Annotated in this window: 13 protein-coding genes, 1 tRNA gene and 1 pseudogene; 8 read left to right on the top strand and 7 right to left on the bottom strand. The window is 70.1% G+C overall.

The window, feature by feature from the left end; genetic code table 11:
* Position 1 precedes the first annotated feature (1 nt).
* Positions 2–1,063 carry an aspartate-semialdehyde dehydrogenase gene (locus SNR22_RS17715; protein WP_320067709.1) on the top strand — a complete coding sequence of 354 codons (1,062 nt, stop codon included), beginning with the start codon at positions 2–4 and terminating at the stop codon, positions 1,061–1,063.
* A gap of 110 nt (positions 1,064–1,173) precedes the next feature.
* Here the strand turns inward: SNR22_RS17715 and SNR22_RS17720 are convergent, their stop codons facing one another.
* The gene (locus SNR22_RS17720) at positions 1,174–2,550 is read right to left on the bottom strand and encodes a sensor domain-containing diguanylate cyclase (protein WP_320067710.1); all 1,377 of its coding nucleotides are present in this window, start codon (positions 2,548–2,550) and stop codon (positions 1,174–1,176) included.
* A 315-nt stretch (positions 2,551–2,865) separates the two neighbouring features.
* On the opposite strand from SNR22_RS17720, the gene SNR22_RS17725 reads away from it, so the two are divergent.
* The 5 genes from SNR22_RS17725 (at position 2,866) to SNR22_RS17745 (ending at position 6,471) form a co-directional block, all read left to right on the top strand.
* Positions 2,866–3,516: a histone deacetylase gene (locus SNR22_RS17725; protein WP_320067711.1), complete on the top strand. Its 651-nt coding sequence runs from the start codon at positions 2,866–2,868 to the stop codon at positions 3,514–3,516.
* 240 nt (positions 3,517–3,756) lie between these two features.
* A complete protein-coding gene (locus SNR22_RS17730; RefSeq protein ID WP_320067712.1) occupies positions 3,757–4,215 on the top strand; it encodes a lamin tail domain-containing protein in 459 nt (152 codons plus the stop codon).
* 154 nt (positions 4,216–4,369) lie between these two features.
* The gene (locus SNR22_RS17735) at positions 4,370–4,843 is read left to right on the top strand and encodes a hypothetical protein (protein ID WP_320067713.1); all 474 of its coding nucleotides are present in this window, start codon (positions 4,370–4,372) and stop codon (positions 4,841–4,843) included.
* A 343-nt stretch (positions 4,844–5,186) separates the two neighbouring features.
* Positions 5,187–5,846: an HNH endonuclease family protein gene (locus SNR22_RS17740; RefSeq protein ID WP_320067714.1), complete on the top strand. Its 660-nt coding sequence runs from the start codon at positions 5,187–5,189 to the stop codon at positions 5,844–5,846.
* 58 nt (positions 5,847–5,904) lie between these two features.
* On the top strand, positions 5,905–6,471 hold the full coding sequence (locus tag SNR22_RS17745) for a hypothetical protein (RefSeq protein WP_320067715.1): 567 nt from the start codon (positions 5,905–5,907) through the stop codon (positions 6,469–6,471).
* A 170-nt stretch (positions 6,472–6,641) separates the two neighbouring features.
* Here the strand turns inward: SNR22_RS17745 and SNR22_RS17750 are convergent, their stop codons facing one another.
* From SNR22_RS17750 to SNR22_RS17760, 3 genes are all read right to left on the bottom strand, one after another.
* Positions 6,642–7,076, bottom strand: coding sequence for a hypothetical protein (locus SNR22_RS17750; RefSeq protein WP_320067716.1), 435 nt, complete (start codon positions 7,074–7,076; stop codon positions 6,642–6,644).
* A gap of 248 nt (positions 7,077–7,324) precedes the next feature.
* Entirely contained in the window at positions 7,325–7,540 is a 216-nt protein-coding gene (locus tag SNR22_RS17755; protein WP_320067717.1) for a hypothetical protein, read from the bottom strand.
* Positions 7,541–8,012: 472 nt separating this feature from the next.
* Entirely contained in the window at positions 8,013–8,393 is a 381-nt protein-coding gene (locus SNR22_RS17760) for a hypothetical protein (protein WP_320067889.1), read from the bottom strand.
* Between SNR22_RS17760 and SNR22_RS17765 the strand changes: the two are divergent.
* Positions 8,383–8,678 (top strand): annotated as a pseudogene (locus tag SNR22_RS17765) (tyrosine-type recombinase/integrase); the annotation flags it as partial. The gene SNR22_RS17760 and the pseudogene SNR22_RS17765 sit on opposite strands and share 11 nt — an antisense overlap.
* 69 nt (positions 8,679–8,747) lie before the next feature.
* Here the strand turns inward: SNR22_RS17765 and SNR22_RS17770 are convergent.
* Positions 8,748–8,821 (bottom strand) — tRNA-Pro (locus SNR22_RS17770).
* Positions 8,822–9,258: 437 nt separating this feature from the next.
* Complete coding sequence (locus tag SNR22_RS17775; RefSeq protein WP_320067718.1) at positions 9,259–10,152, bottom strand: metallophosphoesterase; 894 nt, start codon at positions 10,150–10,152, stop codon at positions 9,259–9,261.
* A 25-nt stretch (positions 10,153–10,177) separates the two neighbouring features.
* Between SNR22_RS17775 and SNR22_RS17780 the strand changes: the two genes are divergently transcribed.
* Complete coding sequence (locus tag SNR22_RS17780) at positions 10,178–10,633, top strand: GatB/YqeY domain-containing protein (RefSeq protein WP_320067719.1); 456 nt, start codon at positions 10,178–10,180, stop codon at positions 10,631–10,633.
* A 356-nt stretch (positions 10,634–10,989) separates the two neighbouring features.
* Here the strand turns inward: SNR22_RS17780 and SNR22_RS17785 are convergent, their stop codons facing one another.
* Positions 10,990–13,425 (bottom strand): penicillin-binding protein, encoded by a 2,436-nt coding sequence (locus tag SNR22_RS17785; protein WP_320067720.1) that lies wholly within the window; start codon positions 13,423–13,425, stop codon positions 10,990–10,992.
* Between the last annotated feature and the right edge of the window lie 379 nt (positions 13,426–13,804).

The following is a 13,804-nucleotide window of genomic DNA, read 5'->3' on the forward strand; positions in this document are numbered from 1 at the left end:
CGTGCCGTCGCTGCCCACCCTTGCCGTGGTCGGGGCGACCGGTGCCGTCGGCACCGTGATGTGCGAGCTGCTCTCGTCCCGGCGCAACGTCTGGGGCGAGATCCGGCTGCTCGCATCCGCTCGGTCGGTGGGGCGGCAGGTGCGCTGCCGGGGCGAGGAGCTGACCGTCGCCGCGCTCACCCCGGAGGCGTTCGACGGCGTCGACGTGGCGATGTTCGACGTGCCGGACGACGTCTCCGCGCAGTGGGCACCGATCGCGGTCAGCCGCGGCGCGGTGGCGGTGGACAACTCCGGGGCGTTCCGGATGGACTCCGACGTCCCGCTGGTCGTCCCCGAGATCAACCCGGAGCAGGCGCGCAACCGGCCGAAGGGGATCATCGCCAACGCCAACTGCACCACCCTCACCATGATCGTGGCGATCGCCCCGCTGCACCGCGAGTACGGCCTGCGCGAGCTGGTGCTCGCCTCGTACCAGGCGGTCTCCGGGGCGGGGCAGGCCGGGGTGGACGCCCTGCACCTCCAGCTCGGCAAGATCGCCGGGGACCGGGCGCTCGGCTCCCGCCCGGGCGACGTACGGCAGGCCGTCGGCGACGAACTGGGGCCGTTCCCCGCCCCGTTGGCGCTCAACGTGGTGCCCTGGGCCGGCTCGCTCGCCGACGGCGGCTGGTCGTCCGAGGAGCTGAAGATGCGCAACGAGTCGCGCAAGATCCTCGGGCTGCCCGACCTGAAGGTCTCCGCGACCTGTGTCCGAGTGCCGGTGGTGACCGGCCACTCCGTGGCCGTGCACGCGGTCTTCGGCACCGAGGTGGACGCCGAAGGCGCCCGCGAGGCGATGCGCAATGCCCCCGGCGTGATCCTGGTCGACGACCCGGCCACCGGGGAATTCCCGATGCCGATCGACGCCGTCGGCACCGACCCGTCCTGGGTGGGCCGGATCCGCCGCGCCGTCGACGACCCGCGCGCCCTTGACCTCTTCATCACCGGCGACAACCTCCGCAAGGGCGCCGCCCTCAACACCGCCCAGATCGCCGAACTCCTGGCCAAAGAACTAACCCCCCGCTGACCCCCCACCCCACGCCGTGCCGTGCGTGCACTTTCGGAGAAAGAGTGCTTATGAGGCGGCGGATGGCCACGCTTTCTCTGAAAGTGCGAGGGCTGGGGCCATGGGTGGGGTTAGGTGGTGGCGAGGCGGACGGTGTCGCGGCCCTGGCGTTTGGCTAGGTAAAGGGCCTGGTCGGCGCGGCGGAGGGTGGTCTCGGGCGGTTCCCCGGGACGGGGCAGGGCGACACCGATGCTGACGGTGCGGCCGACGTCCCGGGCAGCCTCGGCCAACCGCTCGGCGATCCGGACCGCCTCCTCGGGGCGGTGTACCTCGATCACCGCTACGAACTCGTCCCCGCCGATCCGGTACAGCTCGTCGCCCTGGCGCAGCGCCGCCTCCAGCGCCCGGGCCAGCTCGACCAGCAGCCGGTCGCCAGCCTGGTGGCCGTACGTGTCGTTGACGGCCTTGAAGCCGTCCACGTCGATCGCCAACAGGGCCGTACGCCCCGGCGTGGCGCGGGCGATCCGCTGCCCGAACGGCCCCGTGTGGCGCAGCCCGGTCAGCGGGTCGGAGCTGGCCTGCTCGCGCAGTTGGGCCAGGGTGCGTAGCCGGTCCAGGCAGGTCCACGCCTGCCCACCGAGCAGTTCCATCAGGTTGACCGTGATCGAATCGGGCTGCAGCAGCCGCTCGTCGGCGACCAGTAGCAGCCCGCCTCCGTCCGGTGGGCCGACCGGCACCGCCACCAGGGTGCGTACCCCGGCGTCGACGAGCGGACGGTACTCCTCCGTGGGCGGGTGTCCCGCCTCTCCCAGGGTGTAACCGGCGCCGTGCCGGTGGGCCCGGGTGATCATGCGGTTCAGCGCCGGGGCGCCGGCCTCGGTCAGCTCGGCCCGTACCCGGGACTCCAACTCGTCGGGCGTGCCGGTCGGGGCGCCCAGCCGGGGGCCCGACCCGTCGGCCAGCAGCAGCACGGCTGCGGAGAGGCTGGAGACCTCCCGGGCCGCGTAGATCGCCGCGGTCATCAGGTCCCCCGTGGTGGGGGCGGCGGTCAGCGCGGCGGCGTGGCGTAGCAGCTTTTCGCTGCGGCTCTCGGCCGGCGGGCCACCGAGGGCGGTGATCCGGGCACCGAGCCGGCCGGCGACACGCTCGGCGGTCTCCCGCCACAGGCCGAGCTGCACCGGCCCACTCCACTGAAGGTCGAGCACCCCGATCGGCCGGCCGGCCGGGTCGAGCACCGGCACGCAGATTTCGGCGGTCACGTCCGGGCGGATCGGGAGGTAGTCCGGGTCCTCGGCGACGTCGGGAACGGTGGCGGGCTTGCCGGAGGCGTACACCCGGCCGACGACACCGGCCTTCGGCGGTACGGTCGCGAACACCTGCCAGGCGCCGGTGGCCGCGACGCAGCGGAGCCGGTCCTGCACCGGGAGCAGGACGGAGATGGTGGCCGACGCGTGCCGGGCCAGCGTGGTGACGGCCCACTGGCACGCCTCGACAGCGGTCGACGCCATTGCCAGGCGGACCGTGACGTCCCGGATGACGCGGTGGTGGTCTAGGCGCACTTCGTTCCAGTCGCAGGGGAGGGGCGGCAGTCCGATCAAGCGTACTCACCGCAGCTCAGGGCCACCTTCCCAAGATCAGGATCCGTCGTACACATGTGCTATCCACAGGGTGTGGACGAAGCCTGTGGATTCAGCCGGGCGGCGATAGCCTGAGCGCACCGGACGACCTGGAGGACGCGATGCCCACCGCCCCGCTCGGCGACATCCACCAGACTGCCGACCGACCGGGCGCCGTGCGGGTCGGCCTCCGGGTCGGCCAGACCGGTGCGCGCTGAGCCGGCCGTGGACGACCTGCTCTGGTACGTCGCGTACGGCTCCAACATGTACGCCGCCCGGCTGGCCTGGTACCTCGGCGGGGGCCGACCCCCGGGCGGGCTGCGGACGTACCCGGGCTGTCGGGACTGCCGGCCCCCGCGCCGGTCGGCGGCGGTGCTGGTGCCCGGCGGCATCTACTTCGCCGGCGAGTCCCGGGCCTGGACCGGCGGGATGGCCTTCTACGACCAGGAGCTGCCCGGCCGGGCAGCGGCCCGGGCGTGGCTGCTCACCGTCGGGCAGTTCGCGGACCTCGCCGCACAGGAGATGTACCGCGAGCCCGGCGTCGACCCCGACCTGATCGGGGTCGCCGTCGCCGACGGGCGGGCCACCCTCGGGCCGGGCCGGTACGAGACGCTGGTCCGCACCGGCGTTTGCGACGGCGTACCGATGCTGACCTTCACCGCGCCGTGGCGGGCGGCGGATGTCGAGTGGAACGCGCCCGCGCCGGTGTACCTCGCGATGCTCGCCGGCGGCCTGCGCGAGGCGCACGGCTGGGACGCGTCCCGGATCGCCGGCTACCTGGCGGGCCGGCCCGGGGTCGCTGACCGGTGGGAGTCTCCCGCCGTCGAGTCGTTGGTCGCCGAGGCGCTGCGCGGTTGACGGGAACTGCCGTCACACGGAGACCAGTCGCCGTTCGCGTCGGTCCCGGCCGCCGTTGGCGCAGAGCGGAAACGCCGTTGGCATCGTGCGTTGCGCCGTTCGGTCGCGATCGGGGGTCCTCACGGTCGGTAGTTGTCGGCGCCGTCCCATCATGGTCAACATCGGCCGGGTGAATCGATAGCCTTGGCGCACATTCCGCGTCGGTGCTGTCAGAGGCCGACCGTCAGCATGTGGGGGATCATGTTGAAGAAGAGGCTGACCGGCGTCGCCGTGGCCGTGGCTGTCACTGTCGGTGGATTGCTCGCCGTGGCCGGACCCGCGCAGGCAGCGACCCCGGCCATCCAGATCACCAAGGTCTACTACAACTCGCCGGGCACCGACAACCGGTCCAACAGCAGCCTGAACGCCGAGTACGTGAAGCTCACCAACCGCCGGTCCGCGGCCGTCAACCTGAAGTCGTGGACGGTGCGTGACAAGTCGAGCCACGTCTACAAGTTCGCCGGCGACTTCCGACTCGCCGCCGGGGCGAGTGTTTACCTCCACACCGGCAAGGGCACCAACACTGCGACCCACCGTTACTGGGGGTCGGGGGCGTACATCTGGAACAACGACGGTGACACGGCGTATGTGCGCAACGTCGCCGGCACGCTGATCGACTCCTGTTCGTGGAAGAGCAGCGGCAGCTACACGTCCTGCTGAGCACGGGACCGGATCCGTCCGGTCGGGGCGGTGGGCGGCTCTCATGAGGGGGGAGCCGCCCTCCGCCCGGCGCTCGACGTGGCCCGGCGCTCGGCGTTCGACCCGGCTCGGGGTGAGCCGTCGTACGTCGGACCGGTCTGCCATCCTGGTCGCGATGACGACGACCTGGCGACACCTGCCCGCGCCGGCCCGTGAGATCGCCGTGGCGGCCACCGACGCCGTGACCGCGGCCCGGGCGCGCGACCCGGAGGCGTACGACGACGCGGTCGACCGGCTCACCGGTGCGGACCGGTCCGGTTTGGTGCTCGGCGCGGTGGTCCGCCTGCTGCTGGAGGAGACCCACCCGGACGGGCTGGACGGCGATGACATCCGGCAGGTGCTGGAGGCCTGTGTCCGGGGAGCGGCGAGCTGGCGCACGGACGTCGACCCGCACGTGGTGCTGGTGCTGCTGGCCGGCGCGCTCGGCGTGTACGACCCGGACGACGACGCGACCCGGCCCGACCCGGCCGCGCTGGCCCGGCACGCGCCGCTGCTCCTGGCCGACCTGCTGGGCGGGACGACCCGGCCGCTCGATGGCTGGCTGACCGCCGCGTTCGCCGAGATCCGGCGCACCGAACTGCACGACTGAGCGGCGCAGCGTGGGCGGTCGGTCGGGTCGGCGGCTACCCGGCTAACCTCCGAACACCTGCTGGTACTCCGGCTGCCGGAGCGCGTTCCAGCCAGGCTTCGAAGGTCATCATCTCGGGGTGCAACGCGCGGCGGGCTGGGATGTCAGCTCGGTGACGCCGTGGCGGGGCCGGGTCTTCCGTACCCGGCACTGGGTGACCGACCTCTGACCGGATGACCGGTTCCGGCCGGGCGATGCCGCACGGCGGATTCGTGGAGCGTTTACATGGGAGTCCTGGCTGTGGGAATGTTACGCCTGTCGATATGCACGACGGGCGATCCTCTTCCGACCTGGACGGAGCACCATGAACCGTACGCTGCGCGTGGCCGCGACCACCCTCGCCGCCACCCTGGCCGCTACCGTCGGACTGGCGAACCCCGCCTGGGCCGCCAGCTACTCCGCGCCGCTGCGGACCGCCGTCGCGGCCCTGACCGTGGCCACCGAGGTGCGCACCGGCTACAGCCGGGGCCTCTTCCCGCACTGGATCGACGCCGACGGCGACAAGTGCAACACCCGCAACGAGGTCCTGCTCGCCGAGGCCGTCACCGCGCCGACGATCACCGGAAGCTGCACCCTCTCCGGCGGGCGCTGGTACTCCTACTACGACCACGCCTACTGGACGGCGACCGGCGACGTCGACATCGACCACATGGTCCCGCTCGCCGAGGCCTGGGACTCCGGCGCGCGCAACTGGTCCACCAGCCGCCGCCAGGCGTACGCCAACGATCTGGACGACCCCCGGTCCCTGGTCGCGGTGACCGACAACGTCAACCAGTCCAAAGGTGACAAGGACCCGGCCACCTGGATGCCGTCGTACAGCTCGGCACGCTGCCGCTACGTCAACGAGTGGGTGGCCACCAAGACCCGCTGGCGGCTCACCGTCGACACGGCCGAGAAGGACGCCCTGACCAGCCTGGCCAGCTCCTGCACCAACGTCACCATCTCGGTCACGTACGCGTACTGACCGCGCCGGTCCCGCCCGCCCGGCGGGGGCTGAACTCTCGACGAGGCGGTCAGATCGGGTGTCGTCCGAGGTCATCCGGCATTTGAGGATCGTCGGGGTCGGATGTAGTCGGTTTGGTTGCTGTACTCCACAGCTGTACTTCCTTGGCTGCTCGGAGTACGTCACGGGCGGCGGTGGCGACCGGGCAGTCTGTGAGGACCGCTGGCGCGATCGGGTCGAACACTACGGCCGCGACTACATGGAGATCGGTGCCGACTCCCTTCAGACCAGGCTTGCCGGTGACCTCGTCGTCCTGCAACAGCAGCTCGACTCCCCGACGATGTGGGCGACCGCAGCCCGCGCACTCACGACCTACGGCAAGACCACCAAAGACCCGACCGAGGCGATCGGCTGGTACGACACCGCCCGGATCGCCGCTGACCGCTCCGACGACCTGGCCATCCGGGTCTGGGTACGCGGCCGGATCGAGCTACACCGCGCCCTCATGATGACCAAGTCCGGAGACCGATCCGGAGGACTCGCCTACGCCCGACGAGCCTGGGCAACGCTGCCAGCAGACCGCCGCTCACAGACCCTCGGACTGGTACTACAAGAAGTCGAGAGAGCAGCACGCCAGCCAACCTGACCCCCGCTGGGGGGAGCCGGACACACGTCGTCGGCTCTTGCCGATCGTTGCCGATCAGTGCGGTCGAGCAGTTGACGCTAGGCGTCCTTCTTCGGGCTCGGCCTGGTCATCACCGTAGCCCTGAACCTATGGATTTCCGGCAAGGCGGCTCGACGCGGCCCGATACGAGCTCAACTGGTGGTTCGGTGTTCCTCGTGGATGGGTTCGGCGCGGTGGGTTGCTGTGCTTCTCTGCTGTACCTGCTGATCGGCCGCTGGCTCGTCCAAGGTCTCGTGCCGCTCCTCGCCGGTGTCGAAGAACGCCGTCAGGTACGCGTCCGGAGGAAGCTCGCTGTCTCTCATCAGCGAGTAGACCTCGGCACCGTAGCCAAGCTCATCAAACATCCGGTATGCCTGCGCAAAGCCGAGGTAGCTGCAGCTGATCTTGTTCGCGTACTCGGCGGCTTCGGCCTCGGCCAGGGCGACGGCTGCATCGAAGCTCACTGCCCGCCACACCGTAATGCGTTCCTCATACACGAACGGCGCGTCGCTGCCGTATTGCAAAACGCACCGCACCGAGAACCACCCATGGTTGACGGTCTCGTCGGCGTCCTGCGCGTCGCTCACCGGCCCATCCTGCCGCACGGCGTTCCGGTTCGCGGACCCGCGTCGATCATCGCCGAGGCTGGCAACCCCTCGCTTGTAAGCTCTGCGCGCTCCGTCCGGGCGCTTCCGCGCCCGTCTCTGACGCCGGGCGCTGATCCGTAGCCGCCCGCCATCGATTCTCCACGTCTGGCCCTGTTGCTGTCGACAGCAACAGGGCCACTGCGTCGTCACTCAGTTAGTCACCCCAACCGATGCGTCAGCGGCGGCTGTCAGATGTCGCGCAGCTTGTCTATCACCCCGCGCTTAACCGTGACGAGGTCGTCCGCCCGGGGACTCGGCGTTCTGAGCTCGTTCTTGTCCGGGTCGGGGGTCACGCGGATGAAGACGTGAGCGCCGCCTTCGCGGTTCAACACCTCGCTGACAGCGAGGGTTCGGTCGTATCCGCCGACCTTCACCGTGCCGTTCTCGTAGAGCAGCAGCCACATGCCGTTAGGCAGTACCACACGCTGCGCGGGGTTGTGGGGGCCTTTCGCCATATCTAGATCCTCCTTGTACAAGGTGTCGCCAGTTATGTACGTAAGTCTAGGAGGCTTGTACAACCGCTGTCTAGCCCCGAAGCTAGCCGGCGTCCCGTCCGCAGCGTCAAGCGGACCTTGACGCACGTACGGACGCTGCCGAACAGGCGGAGTCGGCTCTCGCGGCCGGCTGCCGGCCCGCGAACCTCAACAACTCTCGGCGCTACCGTCTGCGGCGGCCCCGGGGCTCCCCGCTTTCCGCGCCAGCCGCCGGGCGTGTTGCGTGGCCGGCGTGGAGCGACAGCGGAGCGTCGGACTCGCGCCCTGGCGGCGGCGCGTGCGGCCCGTTCAGGGCCGCCTTGAAGACGTGCAGACAGTTTCTACCAGGGCTAATTTGCTCAGGGACCCTGCCGTCGTTCCATGCCGCGCCACCCCAGACGCTCTACGCCGCGTAGACGACCGTCGCGTCATCGCTCCGCTTGTTGCGCGGCCAACGCGTGCCCTGCGGGTCGGCGCCCTCCAACGTCCGTACCTGGCGCATCAGTTCGACGGGTCCGCGTGTGCTGAGGTTGTCGAGCACCGCAGGCCAGTCGAGAGCGCCGAAGAGATCCACGATCCGTGCCGCACCGTCGGTGAGCACGGCCAGGCGCTGCACCTCGTCGAGCGGGACGCTGCCCACGATGGCGTGATCAGCAGCGGCGGGGATGGCGGTGGCAACCCAGAACCCACCGGGCTGGTTACGCGCGGCCAGTTCGGCGGCGCTGCAAGATCGGGACCGGAAGAAAGCCGGGAAGGACTGGCCGCCGGGGGACCTCGTGTTCACGAGTTCGGTCGGTGGTGCCCTGGACGCCGCTAACGTCCGGCGAGCGTTCCGGCGGGTCGTTGCAAGGCCGGGCTCAATGCTGCCGACTGGACGCCCTGGGAGCTGCGGCACAGCTTCGTCTCGGTCCTGTCGAGTAGCGGCGTGAGTCTGGAGGACATCGCCGACCTGTGCGGGCACTCCGGCACCACGGTCACGGAGAAGGTCTACCGGCACCAACTGCGGCCGGTACTGCTGAGCGGAGCGGTCGCCATGGACCGCATCTTCGCGCTGACCCCGGAAGGCTAGTCACTCAGTTAGTCACTCAGGAAGCACTAGAGGGCACATCCATCGATCGGATGTGCCCTCTGACCTCTGTCGGGGTGGCCGGATTCGAACCGACGACCTCTTCGTCCCGAACGAAGCGCGCTACCAAGCTGCGCCACACCCCGAGGCGTGCGGACAAATAGTAGCCCACTCGATCCGATGGTCAAACTCGGTACCTCTCCGGAGCCCGTCACTCCGCCGGGCCCCGGACCGCCCCGGGGCCGATGTTGCTGACGACTCAGTGCCAAAGCTGCGCCGACCAGCACCGCAGCCCTGGTCGACCCGCCGCACAGGGCTGCGGTTGCGTCGGAGAGCCGTCGCCCCGAGCCTGACCGCCCGCTGGGCACCCCGGGGCGATGCCCCAGGCCCGGCCGGCGGTAGCGCAGGCGGGGCAGCTGCGTAGCGGCGCAAATCACACCCAGGCCAGGCCCGGCGAGCCCGAGCCCCGAGCCCCGAGCCCGAGCCCCGAGCCCGAGCCCCGAGCCCCGAGCCCGACCCGGCGGGGTCGACCCGACCCGACCCGACCCGGGCCGACCCGGGCCGGGCCGGGCCGAGCCGTAGGTCAGCGTGGGATCAGGGTGAGGATGCTCGCCTCCGGGCGGCAGGCGAACCGCACCGGTGCGGTCGGGTGGGTACCCAGGCCGGCGGAGACGTGCAGCCACGAGTCGGAGCCGGGCCAGCGGTGTAGGCCCTTCGCCATCGACCGGGGCAGCCCGCAGTTGGTCACCAGCGCCCCGACGCCGGGCACGCAGACCTGGCCGCCGTGGGTGTGGCCGGCGAGCAGCAGGCCGAAGCCGTCCCCGGCCATCCGGTCGAGCACGGCCGGCTCGGGGGAGTGGGTCAGGGCGATCGACAGCTCGGCCGAGGGCGAGACCGGGCCGGCGACGGTGGGATAGTCGTCCCGCTCGATGTGCGGGTCGTCGACCCCGACCAGCTCGATCAGCAGCCCGCCCGCCTTGAGCGTCGTCCGGGCGTTGTTGAGGTCCGCCCAGCCTGCGCCGGTGAGGATCTCGCGTAGCTCCTCGTGGGGCAGTTCGACGCCCTCAGCGTACTCCCGGTTCGGAAGCAGGTAGCTGAACGGGTTCTTCAGCACCGGGCCGGTGTAGTCGTTCGAGCCGAACACGAAGGCGCCGGGGAGGTCCAGCAGCGGCTGGAGGGCGCGCAGCACGCCGGGCACCGCGCCCGGGTCTGCCATGTTGTCCCCGGTGACCACGACCAGGTCAGGGTCCAGCGCCGCGAGCGACGCCACCCATTCCTGCTTGCGCCGCTGCTCGGGCATCATGTGTAGGTCCGACAGGTGCAGCACGCGCAGCGGCTCGGTGTCGGCGGGAAGCACCGGCACGTCGAACCGGCGCAGGGTGAACATGTTGCGCTCGATGAGCGACGCGTATGCCAGGGTGGCCGCTCCGGCGGCGGCGGTCCCGAGGGCGAGCCGGAATAGTGTGCGCTTTCGCATGCCAATCAGGGTAGTTTCACCGTTCATGAGCACGTTGAAGGACCGCCTCACCGCCGACATGCGCGCCGCACTCAAGGCGCGCGACGAGCTGACCACCTCCACCCTGCGGATGGCGCTGGCCGCCGTCGGCACGGCCGAGGTCGCCGGCAAGGCCAAGCGCGAGCTCACCGACGACGAGGTGCTCGTGGTGCTGACCAAGGAGGCGAAGAAGCGGCGCGAGGCCGCCACCGCCTTCGGGGACGCGGGCCGCGCCGAGCAGTCCGCGAAGGAGACCGCCGAAGGCGACGTGCTGGAGCTCTACCTGCCGAAGCAGCTTCCCGACGGGGAGTTGGCCGAGCTTGTCGCGGGGGCGCTGGCCGCCGGCGGGTTCAGCGGCAAGGCCCAGATGGGCCCAGCCATGAAGGCGGCTCAGGCCGCGGTGGCGGGCCGGGCCGAGGGGGGCCGGGTGGCCGCCGAGGTACGCCGACAGCTCGGCCTCTGACACCCAGGGCGGCGGGCGAGCTGCTTCTCGTCAGTGTCCCGTAGGCGTGGACGCAGATCGCCGCACACGGCCACGTGTACGCCGGGTCCGGCGCGCCGACGGCGGACGTCGTCATCGTTCTGGGCACTGAGGTGGCGGCGGACCGCCGCCAACCGGGGGACCGGCTCGCCGGCCGGCTGGAAACCGTTGCGGCGCTCGTGCACGGCCCCGCTCGCCCGCTGGACCCTGTTGTCCGGGACGCGCTACGGGGCAGCTGAGCCTGGTGACTCAGTTCATGGTCAGTGACGGCAACGGTGACGGGCGGGCACCCCCGAGGGGATGCCCGCCCGTCACGTCGTGGCCTGGGCCCGGATCGGTCAGCCGGGGCGCCCGGGGCGACCGCCCTGGCCCGGCAGCCCGCCGGTGCCATCGTTGACCGGAGGGTTGACCGGCTTGCCGCTTCCGCTGCTGACCTCGATCGTCACCACGCCATCCTTGATGGTGCGGCCGTTCGGGCTGGTGCCGGCGACCTTGCCGGCCGGGCAGGTCGACGGCACCCGGGCGGAGGAGACCACCGGGTCGAAGCCGGCGCCCTTGATCCGGTTCTTCGCGGTCTCGATGTCCAGGCACTTCACGTCGGGGATGGGGCGCTGGTCACCCTCCATGATCTTGCCGCTGGGCGGGGTGAACTCGATGCCCTTCTTGCCCTTCATGGCGTCGCGCAGCGTTTCGTACACCGGGGGGTTGATGCCCGTCGGGACGTCGTGACCCATTTTCTGGTTGGTCTGCGGCCAGTCTGGGTCGGCCTGGATGCCGGCGACCGCGTACTGCTTGGTCATCACGACCAGGGAGGAGGTCTTCTCCGAGTCGGTGGTGCCGGACTTGCCGGCCACCGGCTTGCCGACGATGCCTCGCACGCCGCGGGCGGTCGCGCCGATGCACTTGGAGGTCGCCGACCGGTCGCCGACCGGGCAGCGGGCTGCGTCCACGGCCGCGCGGGCGACCTCGGTGCTGATCCGCTGCTCGCAACGCGGGTTGGCGATGTCCAGCTTCTTGCCGTCCGGGCCCTTGATCTCCTGCACCGGGATCGGCTCGCAGTACTTGCCGTCGGCGGCCAGGGTCGCGTACGCGTTGGCCAGGTCCAGCGGTGTGGTGGCCGAGACGCCCAGGGTGAACGCGCCCCACTGGTGCGCGGCTTCCTTGTTGTTGGCGAACTTGGCGTCCTCGGCCGAGCGGAACTGGATGCCCAGCTTCTGCGCCGCCTTGACCACGTTCTCCGAGCCGACCCGCTGCTGGAGCGGGACGAAGAAGGTGTTCACCGAGCTGCCGAACGCGCTCCACATGTTGTGCACGCCGGCCATCGACTCCACCGAGTTCGTCGGGCAGTAGAAGTGGGTGCCCGGGCAGGCCGCCGGGCTGCTGCTGTCGATGATGTATTCCGACTTGAACTGCTTCGGCGAGTTGATCGTCGAGCTGAGCGGGATGCCCTTCTCCAGCGCGGCCACGATGGTGAAGATCTTGAACGTCGAGCCCGCCTGGTATCCCCTGATGTCACCGCCGCCGGTGAGCAGCGGGATCACCGTGTTGGGGTAGTTGCCCCGGACGCCCTTCTTGGCCTTCCTCGGGTCACTGCTGATCTTGTTCTGCGGCTTGTCCGGGTCGTCGATCTTGAAGTTCCGGTTCACCGAGAGCGCCCGGACCCGCCCCGTGCCCGGCTCGATCGTCGAGACCATCCGGGCCGCCTTGCTGTTGACCCCGAGGCCCTTGCGGACCGCCTTGTCGGAGCCCTCCTGCGCCTGTACGTCGAGGGTGGTGGTGATGGAGTAGCCGCCGCTCTTGAGCCGCCGCTCCCGGTCGTACGAGGTCGAGCCGAACGCCTCCTGCTGCATCCACCAGCGGTAGAAGTAGTCGCAGAAGAAGCCCCACTCCTTCTTGTTGGTGGCGACGCAGCCGTTCGGGGTCTTCTTGTTCTTGACCACCATCTTGGTGGCCTTGGCCGCCTCGGCCTCCTCCTTGGTGATGGCGCCGATGCTGAGCATGTTGTCGATGACGTAGTCACGCCGCGCGAGGGCCAGCGGGTACCCGGCCGTGGTGGTCGGGTCGTTGGTGGTCGGGGCCTTCACCATGCCGGCGAGCATGGCCGCTTCCTCGATCTTGAGCTTGCTCGGCGGCTTGCCGAAGTAGACCTGGCTGGCGGCGTAGACGCCGTACGCGCCGTTGCCGAAGGCGGCGATGTTCAGGTAGCGGGTGAGGATCTCGTCCTTGGAGAGCTCCTTGTCGACCTGAAGGGCCATCTTCATTTCCTTGAGCTTGCGGGCGCCGGTGTCCTCGGTCGCGGCGACCACGTCGGCCGGGTGGGTGGCCGAGTACGCGATGGCCAGCCGGACGTACTGCATCGTCAGGGTCGACGCGCCCTGCTGGGAGGCTGCGTTCGACTGGTTGTTGACGAACGCCCGGGCGACGCCGTTGAAGTCAACGCCGTTGTGCTTGTAGAAGCCGTGGTCCTCGGCGCCGACGATCGCCTTCACCATGTACGGCGAGATATCGGCGAACTTCACGTTGCGCCGGTTCTCGTCGTACATGGTCGCCAGGGGTGTCTTGCTGTCGGAGGCGTACAGGTAGCTGATCTGGGGCGCGCTCGCCACCGTCAGCTCACTGGGCAGGGCCCCGAAGGTCTCAGCGCCGGCCTTGACGGCCAGCCCGGACATCGCCACTGCGGGGAAGGCCGCCGCCGCGACCACCACGCCGGCCAGCAGGCCACAGATGAGTAGCGATGCGGCGTTGGTCAGCACATTATGGTCACGTTTCCGCATCCAGGTCACCTTCGACAGAGTACGCGAGTAGGGAACGAGGGGCGCTGGGGCGTCTTTTCCCCATTTCCTGCGCGCGCCGACCTCGTTGTGCTAAACGCACGAACCCTGGTGTGAGGTTGCGTGGATCCGGCGATGAGTCTCCACCGATCGGAGGAGCGGCGCGGCGTTTTCACGTACTCCGGCCGGGTAGACGGGGGCCGAAGGCCCGGGAAGCCGGGAGTGTCCGTAATGATGGATTTTGCCGACAACGTTGCGTAATCAGTCGACTACAGAGCATGATGGTGGCGGTGACAGAGCCACGCGTCGTCCGTGCCGCCCTGGGGAGGTCGGGCGGACGGCCGGGGGGTCAGAACGGCTTGGTCGCGCGACGTCGGTCGGT

Origin of the sequence: Micromonospora sp. RTGN7, assembly GCF_033804645.1 — a bacterium.
Classification (GTDB): domain Bacteria; phylum Actinomycetota; class Actinomycetes; order Mycobacteriales; family Micromonosporaceae; genus Micromonospora.